This window comes from Paramagnetospirillum magneticum AMB-1 (genome assembly GCF_000009985.1).
Lineage (GTDB): Bacteria > Pseudomonadota > Alphaproteobacteria > Rhodospirillales > Magnetospirillaceae > Phaeospirillum > Phaeospirillum magneticum.
Genome location: NC_007626.1, coordinates 3,029,491 through 3,048,452 on the forward strand (window position 1 = coordinate 3,029,491; position 18,962 = coordinate 3,048,452).

Sequence of the window (18,962 nt, forward strand, 5' to 3'; positions counted from 1 at the left end):
ATTATACACCGCCGACGTCAGCCCACCAGAACAGACCGAGCCCGGCAGATTTTTCCTCATCAACCGGCAACATTTTCCCGCCCCGGCGGGGCCGGTGTCACGCAACCGGCCCAGTTGCGCCAATGGCGGCTGGCATGAAGCCTGCATCTCTCATATCGGGTTCGTGTCTCGGAATTTTTAGGAGGTATGCGGATGACCTTCGACTTCACCCCGGACTGGATGGATTCCCTGCTGCGGTCCTCCGGCTTTTCCCACATGGCCCCGGGCACCTCGGCGTTGCGGCCCCAGCCCGCCCCGCCATCCCATCCCGACGCCCGCGAAATGGCCGCCCTGGTGGGTGAGCTATTCGCCGAGGGCACCCTGTCCGCCGAGCAATTCCACTCGCTGATCTCCGACCCAGCCCTTGAACCCTATCGCCACGCCACCTTGCAGCCCCGCGACGAGACGCCATGAATATCGGCACCACCCTCCTCAACCTGTTCTCCGACCGCTCGGCCACCGAGGCGCGGCGCGTGGAACCGCGCCTGAGTTCGGTGGCCGAGACCAGCCCCAGCGAGGAGAGCGCCGCCGCTGAGAAGGCGGCGGCCCCTCTGGCCGCCCTCCCCCCGCCCTCGGCCCCCGAGCCGCCGCGCTATGACCTGCGCAATATCTCGCCCCGCGAATTCGCCGACGTCACCCACGAGCTTTACATGGAAGGCACCCTGAACTGGGACGAGTTCCAGATGATCGGCTTTCCCAGCGAGTTGAACCCCCGTTACGACGAGACCATCGGCGCATTGACCGGCGAACTGGCCCGCCCCGACCACCCCAAGGACATGCTGGGCAAATGGGAACAGCGCGTCGAGTTCGAACGCCGCTACAACCCCGACGCCGATCAGGTCCGCATCGCCGAGAACGCCCTGGCCAAGCTGAGCTGGCAGGCCCAACCACCGATGAAGTTGAGCGCCTAGAGTTCTTCAGCCCGAAGTTGACGCACTCTAGGGCGAGTATTTCGCGATGACGCTTGTTCCCGGCCCCGCCATTTGCGGCATCTGCCGCCCGCCTTGCCGTGCGGCCTGGGCCGGGATCGCCCCGATCAGGTAACTTTCCAGCGATTCCGCCGTGACCTGGTTCCGGACATCCACGGCCCCGCTTTCCAGCCCCTTCATGAGATAGTAGCTGAACAGGCCATGCCGGGCCGCCGGCAGACTGTGAGCGACCTGATCCCGGGTGGTGGCTGAAAACACGGTGACGTTGGCGGGCAGGTCCTCGGCCTTGGGCACGATGGTGACCGGCCGCGCTCCCGCCAGCAAGGTCTCGCCGCCCCGGGCACTGCCCGAGTAGCAGGTGTCCAGGAACAGCGTCACGGATGAGGCCCCGGCCTCCGTGACCTGCTCGACAATCTCGCGGCGCCGCAGACTGCTGCCGGCCAGCAGGGTACGATCCCCATCATAGGGCAGCAGGTAAAGCTCGCCCCCGTCCTCCGACGCCAGGCCATGGCCGGCGAAGAAGACGAAGACCTCGGTCTGTCCCCGGACGATCAACGGCTTAGACCAATTGTGCAAAGCCTTGCGCAAGGTGATCAGGCGGGCGTCGGCCCCGGTGATCAGCTTCACCCGATCGGGCGGAACGCCCAGGGCGTTGGTGGCATAATCATAGAATCGGCGGGCGTCGTTTTCCGCAAACTCGGCCTTGGGGAGAGTCTCGTAATCCTGAATGCCGACGATGATGGCGATGGACTGGGGGCGCGGCGCACCGCGAAGGCTCTCCGGCACCAGGGCGGCAAGCCGACTCTGGTCGGGCGCCACCTGCCGGTTGACGCTGATCGTCGTCTCGGAGGTCTGCCCCCACTCGTCGGTGGCAGTCAATTGCAGCACGTTGTCACCCAATTGAACACCGCGCCGGACAGCGAAACGGCCATCGGGCATCACGGTGACGTCCGTCCCGTTGATGCGGGCCGAGGTGATTTTTCCCTGGCTGGAAATGGCTCCCTTTATTTCCACCACCTGTTCCGTGGTGGTTCCGACGGGCTCGACGACGATGGATGGCGGCGCCTTCGTATCCTGGGCAATCTGGGGCGACGGCACGGCGGAATCACTGGGCAGCGAGTTCCTGATCGCCGTCGCGGTCTCGCCCTTGAAGCCATTGAACAGAAGATCGACGGCGTCGATGGCCACGCCCAGGGGCGCCACGGCCAGGGAGACGGCGGACTCCACCACCTTGCCCTCGCCAGCGGCCTGGGCGGAACTGCCCAGCGCCTTTCCCGTTCTGGTTTCGCAGGCCGACAGGCCGAGCACGGCCAGAGCAACGGCGGCCGCCACGGCGATCCTTGGGCGCGTCAAAGGCTCCCCCCCATAAGAAGCGCGGTTGTCGCGATGATAGCCTTCCCCCATCCCGGCCGAAAGACGGAAACTCGGAGTGGCGTGTCAGCGGCCGCGCCCATGAAAAAGGGGGCCAATGGCCCCCTTCCTCGTCTCGACGGATAGAAGGGCCTCAGCCCTCCTTGACCTCTTTCTTCGGCTTGGGCAGGTCCACCTTGATGTGGAGTTCGCGCAGGCGCTCCATGGCGATTTCGGCGGGGGCCTGCATCAGCAGGTCCTGGGCCTGCTGGTTCATGGGGAACAGGATGATCTCGCGGATGTTGGGCTGGTCGGCCAGCAGCATGACGATGCGGTCGACGCCGGGGGCCGAGCCGCCGTGGGGCGGGGCGCCGAACTTGAAGGCGTTGAGCATGCCGCCGAAATGCTCCTCCACATGGGCGGCGGAATAGCCGGCGATCTCGAAGGCCTTGTACATGATGTCCGGGCGGTGGTTCCGGATGGCGCCCGACGACAGTTCGACGCCGTTGCAGACGATGTCATACTGATAGGCGTTGATGGTCAGCGGGTCCTGGTTGAGCAGCGCATCCATGCCGCCCTGGGGCATGGAGAACGGATTGTGGGAGAACTCCACAAGGCCCGTCTCCTCGTTGATCTCGTACATGGGGAAATCAACGGTCCAGCAGAACTTGAAGACGTCCTTTTCCAGCAGATCCAACTCGTTGCCGATCTTGGTGCGGACCAGGCCGGCGAACTTGGCCGCCGGCAGCGCCTTGTCGCAGGCGAAGAACACCGCGTCGCCGTCCTTGAGGTTGGCGGCGGCCTTGATGGCCTCGACCCGGGCGGGCTCCAGGTTCTTGGCGATGGGACCCTTGGGGCCATCGGCGGCGAACTGGATGTAGCCCAGACCGCCGGCGCCGTTCTCACGCGCCCAGTCGTTGAGCTTGTCGAACCACGAGCGCGGCTGGCCCGCCGCCCCCGGGGCCGGAATGGCGCGCACCACGGCGCCCTTGTCCACCAGCTTGGCGAACAGGCCGAAGCCCGAGCCGCGGAAGGGCTCGGTGACGTCGGCGATGATGATGGGGTTGCGCAGGTCGGGCTTGTCCGAGCCGTATTTCAGCATGGAATCCGCATAGGTGATGCGGGGGAACGGCGCCGGAGTGACGGCGCGGCCCTTGCCGAATTCCTTGAACACGCCTTCCAGCACCGGCTCGATGGCGGCGAAGACGTCGTCCTGGGTGACGTAGCTCATTTCGAAATCGAGCTGGTAGAACTCGCCCGGGGACCGGTCGGCGCGGCCGGCTTCGTCACGGAAGCACGGCGCGATCTGGAAGTACTTGTCGAAGCCGGCGACCATCAGCAGCTGCTTGAACTGCTGCGGCGCCTGGGGCAGGGCGTAGAACTTGCCAGGATGGATGCGCGACGGCACCAGATAGTCGCGGGCACCCTCGGGGCTGCTGGCGGTCAGGATCGGGGTCTGGAACTCGGTGAAGCCCTGGCCGATCATGGCCTGACGCAGATAGGCGATGACGCGCGAACGCAGCATCATATTGGCGTGCACGTCCTCGCGGCGCAGGTCGAGGAAGCGGTACCGCAGGCGCATGTCCTCGGGATATTCCTGGTCGCCGGCCACCTGGATGGGCAGCACGTCGGCGATGGACTGAATCTCCACCTCGGCCACCTGCAGCTCGATCTCGCCGGTGGGCAGGCGGGGATTGATGGTCTCGGCCGAGCGCTTGACCACCTTGCCGGTGACGGTGATGACGCTTTCCGGCCGGGCCTTGTCCAGGGCGGCGAAGACCGGGCTGGACACGTCGATCACGCATTGGGTGATGCCGTAATGGTCGCGCAGGTCGACGAACAGCAGATTGCCGTGGTCGCGCTTGCGATGAACCCAGCCCGAGAGGCGAGCCTGGATGCCGGCATCCGCCGCCTTCAACTGACCGCAGGTATGTGACCGATAGACGTGCATGAAACCCTCGTACGCGCGCTTGAATCCAAAGCGGGAAGAAGGCATCCCGGGCCATATTTTGTCAAGGCGGGATAACCCAATATTTACGAGTCCGGCCACAAACTCGCTCGTGGCGGACCGGTCGGAGGGTGATCGGAATGCCGGCGGCCAGAAGGTCGTCCGCTCTTGCCAGGATGGTAAGCCATGACCCACGACGCCCCAGGTGTGCGCACCCTGCTGCGCAATCTCGACTTCCGCAGCCGTGATATCGTCACCCGCACCCTTGGCGTGCTGGGATGCCGGAATTTGCTGTGCCTTGACCACGGCCACGATGCCGAACACCACCTCAGGACGGAAATGGTCGACCTTCTGGTGGTGGACGCGGATCTCGGCATGGAGGAGGCGTGCGATCTGGTGCGGGGGATGCGCCGGCGAATCTGCGCCGACAATGCCTTTGCGGTGACGGTCATGCTCACTTCGGCCACGCAGCCGGAAGTGACGGCCCACCTGCTCGAATGCGGCGCGGACATGGTGCTGGCCAAGCCGGTCGACCCGGTGCTGGTGGCGGGCCGCATCACCGCCCTGACCCGCCTGCGCCGCGGCTTCGTGGTGGCGGGCGACTATTTCGGCCCCGACCGCCGGACCAGGGGCAAGCGCCCGGCGGCGCCATCCGTTCCGAGAATTCCGGTTCCCAACCCGCTCCGCGAAATGTCCATATCGTCCATGACCCGCGAAGAACTGCGCGAACGCATCCGGATAAGCTGGGTGGCCCTGGACGAACGCTGGGTCGATCATCGGGCGGCGTAAGGCACCCGCTTGCCGGAACGGCCGCCAGGGTGTATCTGTGGCAGCCATGCCGATGATCTCCGATACCGAGTCGCTTGCGGCTTTTTGCCGCCGACTGAAATCCGCCCCGTTCGTCACCGTCGACACCGAGTTCATGCGGGAGAAGACGTACTGGCCTCAGCTTTGCCTGGTCCAGGTGGCCGGGCCCGACGAGGCGCGCGCCATTGATCCGCTGGCGCCGGACATGGACCTGGCGCCGCTGTTCGAGCTGATGGCCGACACCAATGTCTTGAAGGTGTTCCATGCCGCCCGCCAGGACGTGGAAATCTTCCTGCATCTGGCCGATGCCATCCCGACGCCCATCTTCGACACCCAGATCGCCGCCATGGTCTGCGGCTTTGGTGATTCGGTGGGCTATGAGACCCTGGCCTCGCAACTGGCCAAAGCCCGCATCGACAAGTCCATGCGCTTCACCGACTGGTCCATCCGGCCGCTGTCGGAAAAGCAGATCCAGTACGCCCTGGCCGACGTCACCCATCTGCGCGTCGCCTACGAGAAGCTGGTGCGCAAGGTGGAGAAGAACGGCCGCATCGAGTGGCTGTCCGAGGAAATGGCCCTGCTGACCGAGCCCGGCACCTACCGGGTCGATCCCGAGAACGCCTGGCGCCGGCTCAAGCCCCGCTCCACCTCGGGCCGCTTCCTGGCGGTGCTCAAGGAACTGGCCGCCTGGCGTGAGCGCGAGGCGCAGGAGCGCGACCTGCCGCGCCAGCGCATCCTCAGGGACGAGACCCTGACCGAGATCGCCGCCCACCATCCCACCGACACCCACGAACTGGGCCGCACCCGCGGCATCGGCAAGGGGCTGGTGGAAGGCAAGATGGGCTTGGCCATCCTGGAAGCCGTCAAGCGCGGCATGGCCATGCCCGAGGCCGATTGCCCCAAGCCCAGCGACCGGGTCGACGTGCCCAAGGGCCTGGGCCCGGTGGTCGAGCTGCTCAAGGTGCTGCTCAAGATGAAGTGCGACGAGCACGGCGTGGCGGGCAAGCTGATCGCCAACTCCGCCGACATCGACGCCATCGCCGCCGATGACGATGCCGATGTGCCGGCCCTGCACGGCTGGCGCCGCGACCTGTTCGGCGCCGACGCCCTGAAGTTGAAGCATGGCCGTCTGGGCCTGGGCTTTTGCACCGACGGCAAGCGTCTGCGCACCGTGCCCATCGAACCGGTGGAAGCCTGCCCCGAACCGGCCGTGGCCGACTGACTTGGCCGGGCTGGGCTATTCCGACGTCCGGCGGCAAGCCGCCGCCGCCGCCAGCCAAGCCCTGGCCCAGGGGAAAAGCCCGGCGGACTCCGCCCGGGCCGCCATCGCCGCTGCCGATGCCTTTTTCGATCGCGTCCGTCAGGCGCTGAAGCTGGACGAGCAACTGGCCCGGCAGGCCTGCGCCGCCGGCTGTTCCTGGTGCTGCCACCAGATCGTCGCCATCACCGCCGCCGAGCTTGATCTGGTGGCCCAAGCCATCGCCGCCAAGCCGCCCGAGGCCCAAGCCGCCATCACCGCCCGCGCCCGCGACGCGGCGGCCAAGGGCACCGGCCTCGACCAGCGGCAATGGTGGGCGGCCCGCATCCGCTGCCCCCTGCTGGAAGACGACGGATTGTGCGGCATCCATGCCGCCCGCCCCCTGCCCTGCCGGGCCCACAATTCCGCCGATGCCGGGGCCTGCCGCCGCTCCTTCGAGGGCGAGGCGGTGCGCACCCCGGTCCTGGCCGCCCAGCAAGGCGTTTGGGCTCATGCCCAGATGGGGCTGGCCGAAGCCCTGCAAGGGTCGGGACACTCCGCCGAGGCGGTGAATCTGGCCCTGGCGGTGGATGGGCTGCTTAGCAAAGCCCCCTGAGGTCATCCCGATAGACCTCAGGCAGGCTGCCGCCCGCACCCGCCCGGGGCCATGCCCCGGTCCCCCTTTGAATTTATTGATGAATAAAAGAGAGGTTTGGAGGCATCGCCTCCAAGCAGGGTCGGGGCGGCAGCCCCGCTTAGCTCGGATTAAGGGCGCGAGACCCTAGGGAACAACCCGCTTCGCCTGATGCACCATGGTGTCCAGCGCCGAGAGAAAGCGCGAACGGTCGGCCTTGGCGAAGGGCGGCGGACCGCCGGTCATGGTGCCAATTTCGCGGAGCGTGTTCATCAGGTCCCGGGTGGCCAGGGCGTCGCCGATGGAATTCTCGGTCATGGGCTTGCCGTTGGGGCGCAGGACCAGGGCTCGCTTGATCAGGCAGCGCGAGCCCAGTGGGATATCGTTGGTGATGCAGATGTCACCGGGCTCGATCAGTTCGGCGATGCGGTCGTCGGCGGCGTCGGGACCTTCAGGCACCACGATCATGGTGATCATGGGGTCCTGGGGCAGCCGCAGCCAGGCATTCCCCACCACGGTGACGGCCAGACCATAGCGCCCAGCCACCTTGAACACCTCGTCCTTCACCGGACAGGCGTCGCCGTCGATATAAATTTTGGTCACTTCACCCGCCGGAAGGTCAGGGCCTCGCATTCCAGGGCCTTGGCGAGGCGGTCGAAGGAACGGTCGCCCTCCAGGGTAAAGGCCGGATTGTCGGCGGGCACTTCGAGGATCAGGTATTTGTCCTCGACGAACAGCCGGGTCTGGCGCAGCAGGTTGGGAGCGCCGCCCGACAAGGTATGGGCTAGGCGCAACGCCAGCCCCACCGTGCGGGCGCGGCGGAAGGCGCCTTCGTCCAGCAACTGGATGAAGCGGGCCACCTCGGGCGAGTCCTCGTTGCCCTGGTAGCGGCAGAACACCGCGAAGGCGATGGCGGCGCGATGACGATGGCCGACGCCCATGAAGGGCAGGCGCAGGATGCGCAGGAAGGCCTGCTCGGCGCGGTAATCGGGATGCTCGTTCCAGAAGATGTCCGACACCAGACAGGCGGCGTGGCGCAACTGGCTTTCCCGCGTGGTCTCCGATGGGAACAGCGGCGCCATCCAGGCCAGCAATTCGTCGCCGTGCTCGGGAAAGCGCGAGTTCAGCAGCGCCATGTGGCGGCACACCGACAGCAGCGGGTCCTCGTGCTTCAGCTTTTCCGGCAGGCGCTTGAGGAACTGACCCTCCCGCATGCCGTAGATGGAAAACACCAGCCGGGACGGTCCGATGGCGCGGATGGTGCGTGCCAGGATCAGCGCCGCCATGGGCAGGCCGCTGGTGCGCTTCTTGGAGATGCCGGGAATCTTCTCCAGCGACTTGCGGCTTTGGGTCGAGACCAGTTCCAGGATGGCCAGGGCCTCGCGGGCATCCAGCGAGAAATTGTCCAGCACGGTCAGCGGATGCTGGGTCTGGGCGATGCAGATCCGCGCGATGGAGCGCCAGGCGCCGCCGACCGCATAGAGATTGCGCCCCCGGCCCTCGGCCAGCCAGGCAATCCCCTTCAGATGGCCGTCGACAATCTCGGCGGCCCGCGCCTTGTCGTCGCCCGAAGCCTCGGTGAGGCGCAGCAGCCCCAGGGGCATGGTGACATGCAGGCCGAAATTCTGGTCCTGAACGGTCACCAGTTCCAGCGAGCCGCCGCCTAAGTCGGCGACGATGCCGTTGGCGTCGGGGGTGCCGCACAGCACGCCCATGGCGGCCATCTTGGCTTCCTGCCCGCCGGACAGCACCTTGACCTGAACGGCGAAGCGCCGCTCCACCTCATGCACGAAATCCTCGCCGTCGGCGGCATCGCGCACCGCCGCCGTGGCCAGCACGTCCAGGCGCTCCACCTCCATGGCGCGGCACAGGCTGATGAAGCGGCCCACCGCCACCAGGGCGGCCTCCACGCCTTCGGGGCTGAGGCGGCCGGAGCTGCCCACGCCCTGGCCCAGGCCGCACACCGCCTTCTCGTTGAACAGCGGAACGGGCACGCGCTGCGCCAGATCGTAGACGCACAGGCGAATGGAGTTGGAGCCGATATCGACGATGCCGATGGGCTCCTGGCGCAGCTTGATCTTCATGGGGCGTCAGGCAAGTTGCAGATTCTTGGATTTGCGTCCGCGTTCCCCCGCGCTTCCTCGTCCCGACAGCGACGGGTTGGTCATGAAATAGGTGTGGGCGTTGAACGCCCCCTCCTCGGCCTGGAAGCGCTCGTACACCCCGTCGGGGCGCAGAATCCAGGTCTGGGCCTGATCCTTGAGGTTAGCCACCATGATCTGGTCGAGAATCTGGCGGTGCACGGTGGGATTCTCGATGGGCACGAAGGATTCCACGCGCCAGTCCATGTTGCGCGGCATCCAGTCGGCCGAGGAAATGAAGATCTTGGCATGGCGCGATGGCATGCGATGGCCGTTGCCGAAGCAGATCACGCGGGAATGCTCGAGGAAGCGGCCGACGATGCTCTTGACCCGGATATTGTCCGACAGGCCGGGCACGCCGGGGCGCAGGCAGCAGATGCCGCGGATCACCAGATCCACCTTCACCCCCGCCTGGGAGGCGCGATACAGGGCGTCGATCAATTGCGGGCAGACCAGGGAGTTCATCTTGGCCCAGATGGCGCCGGGCTTGCCGTCCTTCACATTGGCGATCTCGTCCTCGATCAGCGAGAGCACCTTCTTGCGCAGGTAGATGGGGGCGATGGCCAGGCTTTCCATGCCGTCGGGCTTGGCATAGCCGGTCATGAAGTTGAAGGTCTTGGCCGCGTCGCGGCACAGGGCCGGATCACAGGTGAAGAACGACAGGTCGGTATAGACCTTGGCGGTGATCGGGTGGTAGTTGCCGGTGCCGAAATGGACGTAGGACACCAGGGTGCCGCCCTCGCGGCGCACCACCAGGGAGATCTTGGCGTGGGTCTTCAGCTCCAGGAAGCCGAACACCACCTGGGCGCCGGCCCGTTCCAGGTCGCGGGCCCAGCGGATGTTGGCCTCCTCGTCGAAGCGGGCCTTCAACTCCACCATCGCGGTGACCGACTTGCCCGCCTCGGCCGCCTCGACCAGGGCCTTGACGATGGGGGAATCGGCGCTGGTGCGGTACAGCGTCTGCTTGATGGCCACCACCGCCGGATCGGCCGCCGCCTGACGGATGAACTGCACCACCACGTCGAAGCTCTCGAACGGGTGATGGACCACGATGTCCTTCTTGCGGATGGCGGCAAAGCAATCGCCGCCGAAATCGCGGATGCGTTCGGGGAACCGCGCGTGGTAGGGCGGGAACAGCAAGTCGGGACGCTCGTCGACGATCAGCCGCTTGGTGTCGACCAGCCCCAGCAGGCCGTCCATCTCGAACACGTCCTCGATATCGGCGTGCATCTCGGCGATGGCCAGATCCTTGAGGTCGGCGGGGATGCCGGCGCTGAAGGTCAGGCGGATGACATGGCCGCGGCGACGGCGCTTCAGCGCCGATTCGAACACGCGGACCAGATCCTCGGCCTCTTCGTCGATATCCATCTCGGTATCGCGGATCACCCGGAAATGGCCGAAGGATTCCATGCGGAATCCGGGGAAGAGCTGGTCGAGGAACAGCAGTACGAACTCTTCCAGCGGCAGGAAGCGGATGCCGTCGCCGGGCAGGCGGGTAAAGCGCTCGATCTGGCCGGGCAGCGGCAGCAGGGCGCGCAGCACCTCGCCGTCGTCGAGCTTGTTCAGATGCAGCACCAGGGCCGAAGAGCCGTTGGGCAGGAAGGGAAACGGATGGGCCGGGTCGATGGCCAGTGGCGTCAGCACCGGGAAGACATGCTCCATGAAGCGGCCTTCCAGCCATTTCATGTCGGCCTTAGACAGTTCCGAACGGTCGATGACGGCGATTCCCGCCCCGCGCAATTCGACCTTCAACTCGCGCCAGCACTTCTTCTGGGCCTCCAGCAGCCGAGCCGCCTCGGAATTGATGGCCGCCAGCTGCTGCGCCGGGGTCAGGCCGTCCTGGCTGGTGGTCATGACGCCCGCATCCACCTGGCCCTTCAGGCCGGCGACGCGCACCATGTAGAACTCGTCCAGGTTGGCCGCCGAGATGGACAGGAAGCGCAGCCGCTCCAGCAGCGGGTGATGCGGGTTGAAAGCCTCCTCGATCACCCGGCCGTTAAAGGCCAGCCATGACAATTCCCGGTTGATGAAACGATCCTTCGACTCAATGTCGATGGCAGGGATGTCAACGGCCTGCGAGTGGGTCACGGCATATCTCCAGTGGATGGGCGTAGTGCGCCCCCGTTCATTTATATATCCTGTTGGCAGCCCTGTCATGACCGAGGCGGTTACCGAAATGAGAAAACTGTTCCTGCTGCGCCATGCCAAGTCCAGCTGGGATGATCCGGCGGCCGAGGATTTCGACCGGCCGCTCAACGGGCGCGGCCGCAAGGATGCCAAGCGCATGGGGCGTTACATGGCGGAACAGGGCTTGCGGCCCGGCATGGCGCTGGTGTCCGGGGCGGCACGCACCCGCGCCACCTGGGAGATGATCGAGCCCCACCTTGAAGGCGTTCCGGTAGCCATCGAGGCGGAATTGTACGAAGCCGGCAAGGCGCGGCTGCTGACCCGCCTGCGCCAGTTGGACGAGCACATGGAGTCGGTGCTGCTGATCGGCCACAATCCCGGTATCGGCCGTCTGGCCGAGGTGCTGGCCGACCATCACGGCGACCCCGCCTTGCTGGCCGCCCTGGGGGAGAAGTTCCCCACCGGCGCCCTGGCGGTGATTGACCTGGACATCGCCCATTGGGGCGAACTGGAAGCCGGACGCGGCCGCCTGGCCGCCTTCATCCGCCCCAGGGACTTCGAGACGCCTTCACCCGCCGGGGATTCGGCACTATAAACACCCCGCATTTCCCCGACAGCAGGGCCGCCTTCCATGTCCGCAGACCTCCAGTTCCTGTTCCGCCAAGGCATCGGCGCCCTGCAGCAAGGCAAGTGGGACGAGGCGGCGCGGCAGTTCCGCACCCTGACCGGCCGGACGCCCAATGCCCCGGAACCCTTTTATTACCTGGGCGTGGCGCTGCTGTCGGGCGGCAAGCCGGACGAAGCGGCCGAGACCCTGACCCGGCTGATCCGCAAGCACGGGGACAACCCCATGGCGCTCAACGCCCTGGGATCGGCCCAGGCGGCCAGCGGCAAGACCGGTCCCGCCGAGAAATCCTTCAAGCGGGTCCTCGCCCTGGCGCCCGACCTGAGCGACGCGGCCGAGAACCTCGCCCGTCTGCTGATTGAAAGCCAGCGGGCCGCCGAGGCCCTGGCGCCGCTGCGCTCCGTCCTGTCGCGGGAGCCGGGACGCTTGGCCAGCCGCCACCTCCTCGGCCGCGCCCTGCGCGACACCGGCGAGCTGGAGGGCGCCATGGCCGAATTCCAGGCGGTGCTGAAGGCCCAACCCGATTTCGCCCCGGCCCTCAACGATCTCGGCCTGCTCTATTTCGCCGGCGGCAAGGGCGAGGATGCCCTGGCCTGCTTCGAGCACCTTCTGGCTCTCAATCCCGCCGACCACGTGGCCGCCAACAACCGCGCCCTCACCCTGCGGGTGCTGAACCGGCCCGAGGAGGCCGAGCAGCAATACCGCGCCATCCTCGCCCGCCACCCCCAGGCGCCGGAGGTCAATCTCAACCTGGGCAAGCTGCTGGCCCGCATGGGACGCGTCATGGACTCGGTGCCCTATCTGGAAAAGGGCGGCTGCATCGAGGCCCGCTGGTGGGATGCCCTGGTGCTTCCCAACCAGTACGAGACCGAGGACGAGATCATCGGCTGGCGCAAGCGCTTCGCCGACAAGCTTGGCGCCGTGACGGCGGAGATCCTGGCGCTGCCTCCGGGCGAGGTGGCGGCGCAGGCCGGCATCCTGGAGATGGACGTGTTCTTCCTGGCCTATCAGGCGGAAAACGACCGCGAGCTGAACACCCTGCTGCGCAGCGCCCAGACCAGGGTGGCCCAGGCCTGCTTCGGCCATGGCGCCCCCCTCCCCGCCCGCCCGGCCGGCGGCCGCATCCGGGTCGGCTTCTTTTCCGCCGACTACTTCACCCACGTGGTCAACCGGCTGACGGCGGCCTGGGCCACCGGCCTCGACCGCGACGAGTTCGAGGTCTTCGTCTTCCACGCCGGGGCCAAGTGGGATGGCGAGACCGAGCGGCTGGCCGGTCTGGTCGAGCATTTCGTCGATGCCTATGCCCCTAACGCCGAGCGGGCCAGAATGGTGCGCGAGGCCGATCTGGACATCCTGGTCTATCCGGATGTGGGCCTGCACCCGGAAATCGACGTCCTGGCCATGCTGCGCCTGGCTCCCATCCAGTGCGCCGCCTTCGCCCATCCGGTGACCACCGGCATGGCCTCCATGGACTATTTCATCAGCGGCGAGCTGATCGAGCCCGAGGGGGCCGAGGCCCATTACAGCGAAAAGCTGGTCCGACTGCCCGGAATCGGCTTCAACATCATCCCCCCCAAGGTAGAGGAGGCGGTCCTGCCGCCCGCCCGCCCCGCCGGGGCCGGGCCGCTGTTCTTCTGCGCCCAAAGCCTGTTCAAGATGCTGCCGCGCCAGGACAACGTCTTTCCCCGCATCGCCAAGGCCGTGGGGCCGTGCACCATCGACTTCATCGACCGCCACGGCAGCTTCACCGAGCTGTTCCGCCGGCGCATGGACAAGGCCTTCGCCGCCCATGGCCTGGACGCCGGGCAATACATCCGCATCCACTCCCAGGTCACTTCGGTGGAGTTCCTGGGCATGCTGAAGGCGGCCGACGTGTCGCTGGACAGCCTGGACTGGTCGGGCGGCTACACCACCCTGGAGGCCCTGGCCTGCGGCACGCCCATCGCCGCCCGCACCGGCAATTACCTGCGCGGCCACGTCTCGGCCGGCATCCTGCGGGCCGCCGGGCTGGACGAGCTGGTAGCCAAGGACGAGGATGCCTACGTGGCCGTCGCCGCCCGCCTGGGCACCGACAAGGCCTACCGCGAGCAGGTTTCCGCCACCATGCGGGCCAACGCCCCGGGCGTCTTCACCAACCCCGCCCCCATCGCGGGCATGGCCGCCTTCCTGAGATCGGCGGTCCGGGGAGGGTGACGGCGGGCGGAAGACCTCCGCTTCGCGGCAGGGCTACCGCCCTGACCCGTTCGAAGGCGCAGCCTCCGAACCACCAGTTCTTTTTATTCCAATAAATTAAAATAGCTGAAGGGTCCGGGAAGCTGTGCTTCCCGGTTGGGGGATCGGGGGCGAAAGCCCCCGAACCGCAGCCCGTCAAAGCGTCCCCGGAAAGGCCCCGCCGTCGATCACCAGATTCTGGCCGGTGATGTAGCCCGCCTGGGCCGAGCAGAAATAGGCGCAGGCATCGCCGAATTCGGCCGGGTCACCGAAGCGTCCAGCGGGATTGGCGTCGCGGCGCCGCGCCATGGACTCGTCGAGGGTGACGCCCTGGGCCTTGGCCTGCCCCTCCATGGTGGCGCGCAGGCGATCGGTGTCGAAGGGACCGGGCAGCAGATTGTTGATGGTGACGTTGTGGCGCGCCACCTGACGGGCCAGTCCCGCCACGAAGCCGGTCAGCCCCGCCCGAGCCCCGTTGGACAGTCCCAGCACGTCGATGGGGGCCTTGACCGCCGCCGAGGTAATGTTGACGATGCGCCCGAATTTCCGCTCGATCATGGCGTCCACGGTTGCCTTGATCAACTCGATGGGCGTCAGCATGTTGGCGTCCAGCGCCTTGATCCAGGCGGCGCGGTCCCAATCGCGGAAATCGCCGGGCGGCGGGCCGCCGGCATTGGTCACCAGGATATCGGGATCGGGCAGGATGGTCAGCAGCACCTTGCGCCCTTCCGGAGTGGTCACGTCCACCGGCACGGTCTTGATGGCGGCGCCGGTCCTGGCCCGAATCTCCTTGGCCGCCAGTTCAAGCACATCGGGGCGGCGGGCCGCCATCACCAGATTGACGCCCTCGCGGGCCAAAGATTCGGCACAGGCACGGCCCAGACCGCGCGAGGCGCCGCAAACGATGGCGCTACGGCCCTTCAGTCCCAGATCCATGGTCCTCACCCTCCAGAATGCGCCGGGCCAGCGGCACGGTGACGGCGCGGCGGCTGGCCAGGGCGGCATTGTCCAGGCGTTCCACCATTCTGGCGCAGGCGGCGAAGCTGCGCTCCATGCGGCCGATCAGGAAGTGAACCACATCCTCGCCGATCCGCAACTGGCGATCATCGAACAGCTTGACCAGCAGGGCGGCCAGCAGCGCGTCGTCGGGCGCCCCGATGGCCGCCACCGGCATGGCCAGCAGCCGCGAGCGCAGATCGGGCAGCCTGACCGCCCAGGTGGCGGGCGGCAGGCGGGCGGTCAGCAGCAGCAGGCGGCCAAGCTCGCGGCCCTGGTTGATGAGATGGAACAGCCCGACCTCGTCGAGCGGGCCGCGGTCGCAATCCTCGACCACCAGCACCGGCACCGATTCCAGCAGCGGACGCGAGGACCCTTCCGTCACCTCGGCGGCGGAAACCAGCCTGCCGCCGCCGTCACGGGCGAACAGATGGGCCAGATGGGTCTTGCCGCTTTGGGCCGGGCCGCACAGGACGCTGGCCGGGCCGGGCCAGCGGCCCGGCGCGCCCACCCAGGCATGGGCCTCGGCGTTGCAGGGCGCCACCAGGAAATCGTCAGCGGCCAGCGAGGGGACATGCCCGAACGCCAGGGGAAGCTGGGCCTCGCTCATGACTTGCTGTAATCGTCCTCGACGCCGTCGTACAGCGAACTCTTCATGTAGTTCTGCAGAGCGAAGCGGGTCAGAACGCCGATCACCGAGGCGGCCGGCACCGCCAGCAGGATGCCGACGAAGCCGAACAAGGCGCCGCCGGCCAGCAGCGAGAAAATGATCCACACCGGATGCAGGCCGACCCGGTCGCCCACCAGCTTGGGCGTCAGGAAGTTGCCTTCCAGCACGTTGCCGATCAGAAACACAATGCCGACACCGCCCAGCAGATGCCACTCGCCGCCCTGGGCCAGGGCGAGGCCGACGCTAGCGATCAGGCCGATCAGCATGCCCACATAGGGAACGAACGCTCCCAATCCGGTGCCCAGCCCGATCATCAGACCGAGATCGAGGCCGGTGATGGTCAACCCGACGCCGTAGAAGATGGCCAGCACGATGCACACCGTGGCCTGGCCGCGCACGAAGCCGGCGATGGTGCGGTCGATTTCCCGCAGTTCGAAACGGATGGTCTCGGCGTGATGGCGCGGCAGCCAGTTGTCCACCTTGGCGACCATGTGGTCCCAGTCGCGCAGCAGGTAAAAGGTCACCACCGGGGTGATGAACAGCAGCGACAGGATGCTCATCACGGCGATGCCGCCCGACAGCACGCCCTTCAGCACGCCCAGCCCCCAGCCCACCGCCGTTCCGGCATAGGCGCCGGCAGACGAGCGCAGCTTCTCCAGGTCCTCCGGCGACAGGTGGCGATAGACCTCCTCCAGCAGCGGCATGGCCCGGGTCTGCAGCGACTGGGCGTAGACCGGCACCTTCTGGACGAAGGTCACCACCTGCTGCTGGATGATGGGCGCCAGCAAGGTGAGGCCCAGCCCCATGACGCCGAAGAACACCAGGCAGATGATGGCCGTGGCCAGGGTGCGCGACAGCCCCGCCCGCTCCATGCGGTCGGCCAGGGGATCGAGAAAATAGGCCACCGCCATGCCCGCCACGAAGGGCAGCATCACGCTGCGCAGCATGTAAAGCAGAACCAGGAAGGCGACGCCGCCGATCAGCCAGAAGCGCAGCCGCTGACCCGAACTCATGCTCATGGCGTCCCCTTCAGCTTCATGACCCAGAAGGCGTCGTTCCAATCCAGTTGCAGCCCGGCGGCGGCCAGGGTCGCCTTGACCTGCTCGGGCTCGCCCACGGTATACAGCACGATCGCCGCCTCCTCGCGCGACAGCGAGACGATCTCCCAGCGGCGCACCAGGGTGACGCGGCCCAGGCGCTCGCGCACCGCCACCCAATCCTCCAGCCCCTTAAGCTGCACCATGGCCGCCATGGAGGCCGCCCGGTCGAAGGACAGCAGGTTGGACTGCTTATAGGCCGTGTCCAGGGTCTGCGCCGCCTCGCCCGCCGCGCGGCGCAGGGCCGCGTCCACCCCGGTCTCGCCAATGGGATAGGATCGGGTGTCGAACGGCTTCATCACGCCGGGCATGCCGGTGGCGGTCACGTCGACGGCATTGGTGGCGCCATTGACCATGGCGGTCATCACCAGCACGTCGGGAGTGCGGAAACGGGCGCCGAGAGCCGACAGGGATTCCACGTCGCCGGCCAGGGCCTTCTCAACCGGCACCAGGGGGAGGTCGGCCGCGTCGGCCACCGGCACCACCAGCGGCACCAGGGCGCCGCTGCCCAGGGCGACCCAGGCCGCCCGCCACGGGTTGGGATCGTCCCACAGCAGGGCGCGGCCGGCGCCGACGGGCCGGAACACCGGCACGATGACCACCGGACGGGGCCGGGGCTCGGCATACTTGATGTTGGCATCGCGCAGCAGCTTCTTCACCGCCACGGGATTGTAGCGCACCGACAGCGTGGCGATGTAGCGCACCGCCGACGAGCGCTCGTTGTCGATGGCCACGTCGCGCACGTACTGCAAGGCGTCGGCGCCGGGCAGCCGGGCATGGTCGGCAGGCATGGTGAGGCGCTCGAGCAGACGTCGGAAACCGACCCGCTCGGCCTCGGCGAGAGCCTGCTCCTTGGCGGCGGCCACGCCCTGGGCGGTGACGTCCACCTCGATGCCGCGCACGGCGAAGGCGTCGGCGGCTTGCGCCACGCCGGGAATTGCCAGGAAAAGACCGAGGACCAGCCAGCCGAGCCGGAGACCGCGAGAAGACATTGCAAACCGTCCGGGATGAAGTATTTTGGCCCACTCAATTTCGCCGAGACCATACCACACCCATGCCCACGAGGAAGCCCATTCCCGCGCAAGATAAAGCCCCCGGCCTGACCTACCGCGATGCGGGTGTCGATATCGACGCCGGCGAGGCGCTGGTCGAGGCCATCAAGCCGCTCGCCAAATCCACCGCCCGTTCGGGCGGCGCCGCCGGTCTGGGCGGCTTTGGCGCGCTTTTCGACCTCAAGGCCGCCGGGTTCAAGGACCCGATCCTGGTGTCGTCCACCGATGGTGTCGGCACCAAGCTGCGCGTCGCCATCGAGGCGGGCAAGCACGACACCGTGGGTATCGACCTGGTGGCCATGTGCGTCAACGACCTGGTGGTCCAGGGCGCCGAGCCCCTGTTCTTCCTCGACTATTTCGCCACCGGCAAGCTGGACGTCAAGGCGGGCACCGCCATCGTATCGGGCATCGCCGAGGGCTGCCGTCAGGCCGGCTGCGCCCTGGTGGGCGGCGAGACCGCCGAAATGCCGGGCATGTATTCCGACGGCGATTACGATCTGGCCGGGTTCTCGGTGGGCGCCGCCGAACGCGACGCCCTGCTGCCCAGGGAAGACGTGGCCGAGGGCGACGTGCTGCTGGGCCTCGCCTCGTCGGGCGTGCATTCCAACGGCTATTCCCTGGTGCGCCGCATCGTGGAAAAGGGCGGCCTGTCCTATGAGGCTGACGCCCCCTTCGCGCCGGGCCGCAAGCTGGGCGAAGCCCTGCTGGAGCCCACCCGCATCTATGTGAAGAGCACGCTGGCCGCCATCAAGGCCGGCACGGTCAAGGCCATGGCCCACATCACCGGCGGCGGCCTGATCGAGAACGTGCCGCGCGTCCTGCCCGAGGGCGTGGTGGCCGAGATCGACGGCTCCGCCTGGGCTCTGCCGCCCGTGTTCAAGTGGCTGGCCAAGGAGGGCGGCGTGGTCGCCCACGAGATGGCCCGCACCTTCAATTGCGGCATCGGCATGGTGGTGGTGGTCTCGGCGTCCAAGGCCGACGAGGCCGCCCGCATCCTGGGCGAACACGGCGAGACCGTGGTGCGCATCGGCCGCATCCGTGCCCGCAAGGATGACGAGGCGCAGTCCCAGGTGCTGAACCAGGGCGATTGGGTCTGACC

General features: G+C 67.2%; 17 protein-coding genes. 8 read left to right on the plus strand and 9 right to left on the minus strand.

Annotated features, from left to right (window positions below):
• Nucleotides 1-192 precede the first annotated feature (192 nt).
• Nucleotides 193-453: a hypothetical protein gene (locus AMB_RS14250; RefSeq protein WP_148207419.1), complete on the plus strand. Its 261-nt coding sequence runs from the start codon at nucleotides 193-195 to the stop codon at nucleotides 451-453.
• Nucleotides 450-950: a hypothetical protein gene (locus AMB_RS14255; protein WP_011385211.1), complete on the plus strand. Its 501-nt coding sequence runs from the start codon at nucleotides 450-452 to the stop codon at nucleotides 948-950. Before AMB_RS14250 ends, AMB_RS14255 begins: the two co-directional genes overlap by 4 nt.
• A 27-nt stretch (nucleotides 951-977) precedes the next feature.
• On the opposite strand, the gene AMB_RS14260 is transcribed toward AMB_RS14255, so the two are convergent.
• Both AMB_RS14260 and aspS read right to left on the minus strand, forming a co-directional pair.
• Nucleotides 978-2,321, minus strand: a complete 1,344-nt coding sequence (locus AMB_RS14260; protein WP_011385212.1) for a caspase family protein — start codon at nucleotides 2,319-2,321, stop codon at nucleotides 978-980.
• A gap of 151 nt (nucleotides 2,322-2,472) precedes the next feature.
• On the minus strand, nucleotides 2,473-4,269 hold the full coding sequence (aspS, locus tag AMB_RS14265) for an aspartate--tRNA ligase (RefSeq protein ID WP_011385213.1): 1,797 nt from the start codon (nucleotides 4,267-4,269) through the stop codon (nucleotides 2,473-2,475).
• 183 nt (nucleotides 4,270-4,452) lie between these two features.
• On the opposite strand from aspS, the gene AMB_RS14270 reads away from it, so the two are divergent.
• From AMB_RS14270 to AMB_RS23475, 3 genes are read left to right on the plus strand one after another with little or no spacing between them, the layout of a single operon-like run.
• Nucleotides 4,453-5,055, plus strand: a complete 603-nt coding sequence (locus tag AMB_RS14270) for a response regulator (RefSeq protein ID WP_043744609.1) — start codon at nucleotides 4,453-4,455, stop codon at nucleotides 5,053-5,055.
• Between the two features lie 46 nt (nucleotides 5,056-5,101).
• Nucleotides 5,102-6,295, plus strand: a complete 1,194-nt coding sequence (rnd, locus tag AMB_RS14275) for a ribonuclease D (RefSeq protein ID WP_011385214.1) — start codon at nucleotides 5,102-5,104, stop codon at nucleotides 6,293-6,295.
• A 1-nt stretch (nucleotide 6,296) separates the two neighbouring features.
• On the plus strand, nucleotides 6,297-6,926 hold the full coding sequence (locus tag AMB_RS23475; protein WP_050750721.1) for a YkgJ family cysteine cluster protein: 630 nt from the start codon (nucleotides 6,297-6,299) through the stop codon (nucleotides 6,924-6,926).
• A 165-nt stretch (nucleotides 6,927-7,091) separates the two neighbouring features.
• On the opposite strand, the gene AMB_RS14285 is transcribed toward AMB_RS23475, so the two are convergent.
• Genes AMB_RS14285 through AMB_RS14295 form a run of 3 tightly spaced genes read right to left on the minus strand, consistent with a single transcriptional unit; the run spans nucleotide 7,092 to nucleotide 11,173 of the window.
• Nucleotides 7,092-7,547 carry a YaiI/YqxD family protein gene (locus AMB_RS14285; protein ID WP_011385215.1) on the minus strand — a complete coding sequence of 152 codons (456 nt, stop codon included), beginning with the start codon at nucleotides 7,545-7,547 and terminating at the stop codon, nucleotides 7,092-7,094.
• Complete coding sequence (locus tag AMB_RS14290) at nucleotides 7,544-9,028, minus strand: Ppx/GppA family phosphatase (RefSeq protein WP_011385216.1); 1,485 nt, start codon at nucleotides 9,026-9,028, stop codon at nucleotides 7,544-7,546. Before AMB_RS14290 ends, AMB_RS14285 begins: the two co-directional genes overlap by 4 nt.
• Nucleotides 9,029-9,034: 6 nt before the next feature.
• Nucleotides 9,035-11,173, minus strand: coding sequence for an RNA degradosome polyphosphate kinase (locus AMB_RS14295; protein WP_043744611.1), 2,139 nt, complete (start codon nucleotides 11,171-11,173; stop codon nucleotides 9,035-9,037).
• Between the two features lie 88 nt (nucleotides 11,174-11,261).
• Here AMB_RS14295 and AMB_RS14300 point away from each other — a divergent pair, with 88 nt between their 5' ends.
• Both AMB_RS14300 and AMB_RS14305 read left to right on the plus strand, forming a co-directional pair.
• Nucleotides 11,262-11,807, plus strand: a complete 546-nt coding sequence (locus AMB_RS14300; RefSeq protein WP_043744615.1) for a SixA phosphatase family protein — start codon at nucleotides 11,262-11,264, stop codon at nucleotides 11,805-11,807.
• Nucleotides 11,808-11,843: 36 nt separating this feature from the next.
• Complete coding sequence (locus tag AMB_RS14305; protein ID WP_011385218.1) at nucleotides 11,844-14,030, plus strand: tetratricopeptide repeat protein; 2,187 nt, start codon at nucleotides 11,844-11,846, stop codon at nucleotides 14,028-14,030.
• Between the two features lie 174 nt (nucleotides 14,031-14,204).
• Here AMB_RS14305 and AMB_RS14310 read toward each other — a convergent pair whose 3' ends face one another.
• From AMB_RS14310 to AMB_RS14325, 4 genes are read right to left on the minus strand one after another with little or no spacing between them, the layout of a single operon-like run.
• Nucleotides 14,205-14,984, minus strand: coding sequence for an SDR family oxidoreductase (locus AMB_RS14310; RefSeq protein ID WP_011385219.1), 780 nt, complete (start codon nucleotides 14,982-14,984; stop codon nucleotides 14,205-14,207).
• Entirely contained in the window at nucleotides 14,959-15,654 is a 696-nt protein-coding gene (locus AMB_RS14315; protein ID WP_011385220.1) for an HdaA/DnaA family protein, read from the minus strand. The genes AMB_RS14310 and AMB_RS14315 overlap by 26 nt, the downstream gene beginning before the upstream one ends.
• Nucleotides 15,651-16,727: an AI-2E family transporter gene (locus AMB_RS14320; RefSeq protein ID WP_011385221.1), complete on the minus strand. Its 1,077-nt coding sequence runs from the start codon at nucleotides 16,725-16,727 to the stop codon at nucleotides 15,651-15,653. The genes AMB_RS14315 and AMB_RS14320 overlap by 4 nt, the downstream gene beginning before the upstream one ends.
• A gap of 2 nt (nucleotides 16,728-16,729) precedes the next feature.
• Nucleotides 16,730-17,803 (minus strand): DUF2066 domain-containing protein, encoded by a 1,074-nt coding sequence (locus tag AMB_RS14325; protein WP_050750723.1) that lies wholly within the window; start codon nucleotides 17,801-17,803, stop codon nucleotides 16,730-16,732.
• 62 nt (nucleotides 17,804-17,865) lie between these two features.
• On the opposite strand from AMB_RS14325, the gene purM reads away from it, so the two are divergent.
• Nucleotides 17,866-18,960 (plus strand): phosphoribosylformylglycinamidine cyclo-ligase, encoded by a 1,095-nt coding sequence (gene purM / locus AMB_RS14330; RefSeq protein ID WP_050750724.1) that lies wholly within the window; start codon nucleotides 17,866-17,868, stop codon nucleotides 18,958-18,960.
• Nucleotides 18,961-18,962: the final 2 nt, after the last annotated feature.

Bases quoted from the DNA above. Each gene is read 5' to 3' on its own strand.
- AMB_RS14250 (WP_148207419.1), top strand. From the start codon at position 193: ATGACCTTCGACTTCACCCCGGACTGGATGGATTCCCTGCTGCGGTCC.
- AMB_RS14255 (WP_011385211.1), top strand. From the start codon at position 450: ATGAATATCGGCACCACCCTCCTCAACCTGTTCTCCGACCGCTCGGCC.
- aspS (WP_011385213.1), bottom strand. From the start codon at position 4,269: ATGCACGTCTATCGGTCACATACCTGCGGTCAGTTGAAGGCGGCGGAT.
- AMB_RS14270 (WP_043744609.1), top strand. From the start codon at position 4,453: ATGACCCACGACGCCCCAGGTGTGCGCACCCTGCTGCGCAATCTCGAC.
- rnd (WP_011385214.1), top strand. From the start codon at position 5,102: ATGCCGATGATCTCCGATACCGAGTCGCTTGCGGCTTTTTGCCGCCGA.
- AMB_RS14290 (WP_011385216.1), bottom strand. From the start codon at position 9,028: ATGAAGATCAAGCTGCGCCAGGAGCCCATCGGCATCGTCGATATCGGC.
- AMB_RS14300 (WP_043744615.1), top strand. From the start codon at position 11,262: ATGAGAAAACTGTTCCTGCTGCGCCATGCCAAGTCCAGCTGGGATGAT.
- AMB_RS14305 (WP_011385218.1), top strand. From the start codon at position 11,844: ATGTCCGCAGACCTCCAGTTCCTGTTCCGCCAAGGCATCGGCGCCCTG.
- AMB_RS14310 (WP_011385219.1), bottom strand. From the start codon at position 14,984: ATGGATCTGGGACTGAAGGGCCGTAGCGCCATCGTTTGCGGCGCCTCG.
- AMB_RS14315 (WP_011385220.1), bottom strand. From the start codon at position 15,654: ATGAGCGAGGCCCAGCTTCCCCTGGCGTTCGGGCATGTCCCCTCGCTG.
- AMB_RS14320 (WP_011385221.1), bottom strand. From the start codon at position 16,727: ATGAGTTCGGGTCAGCGGCTGCGCTTCTGGCTGATCGGCGGCGTCGCC.
- AMB_RS14325 (WP_050750723.1), bottom strand. From the start codon at position 17,803: ATGTCTTCTCGCGGTCTCCGGCTCGGCTGGCTGGTCCTCGGTCTTTTC.
- purM (WP_050750724.1), top strand. From the start codon at position 17,866: ATGCCCACGAGGAAGCCCATTCCCGCGCAAGATAAAGCCCCCGGCCTG.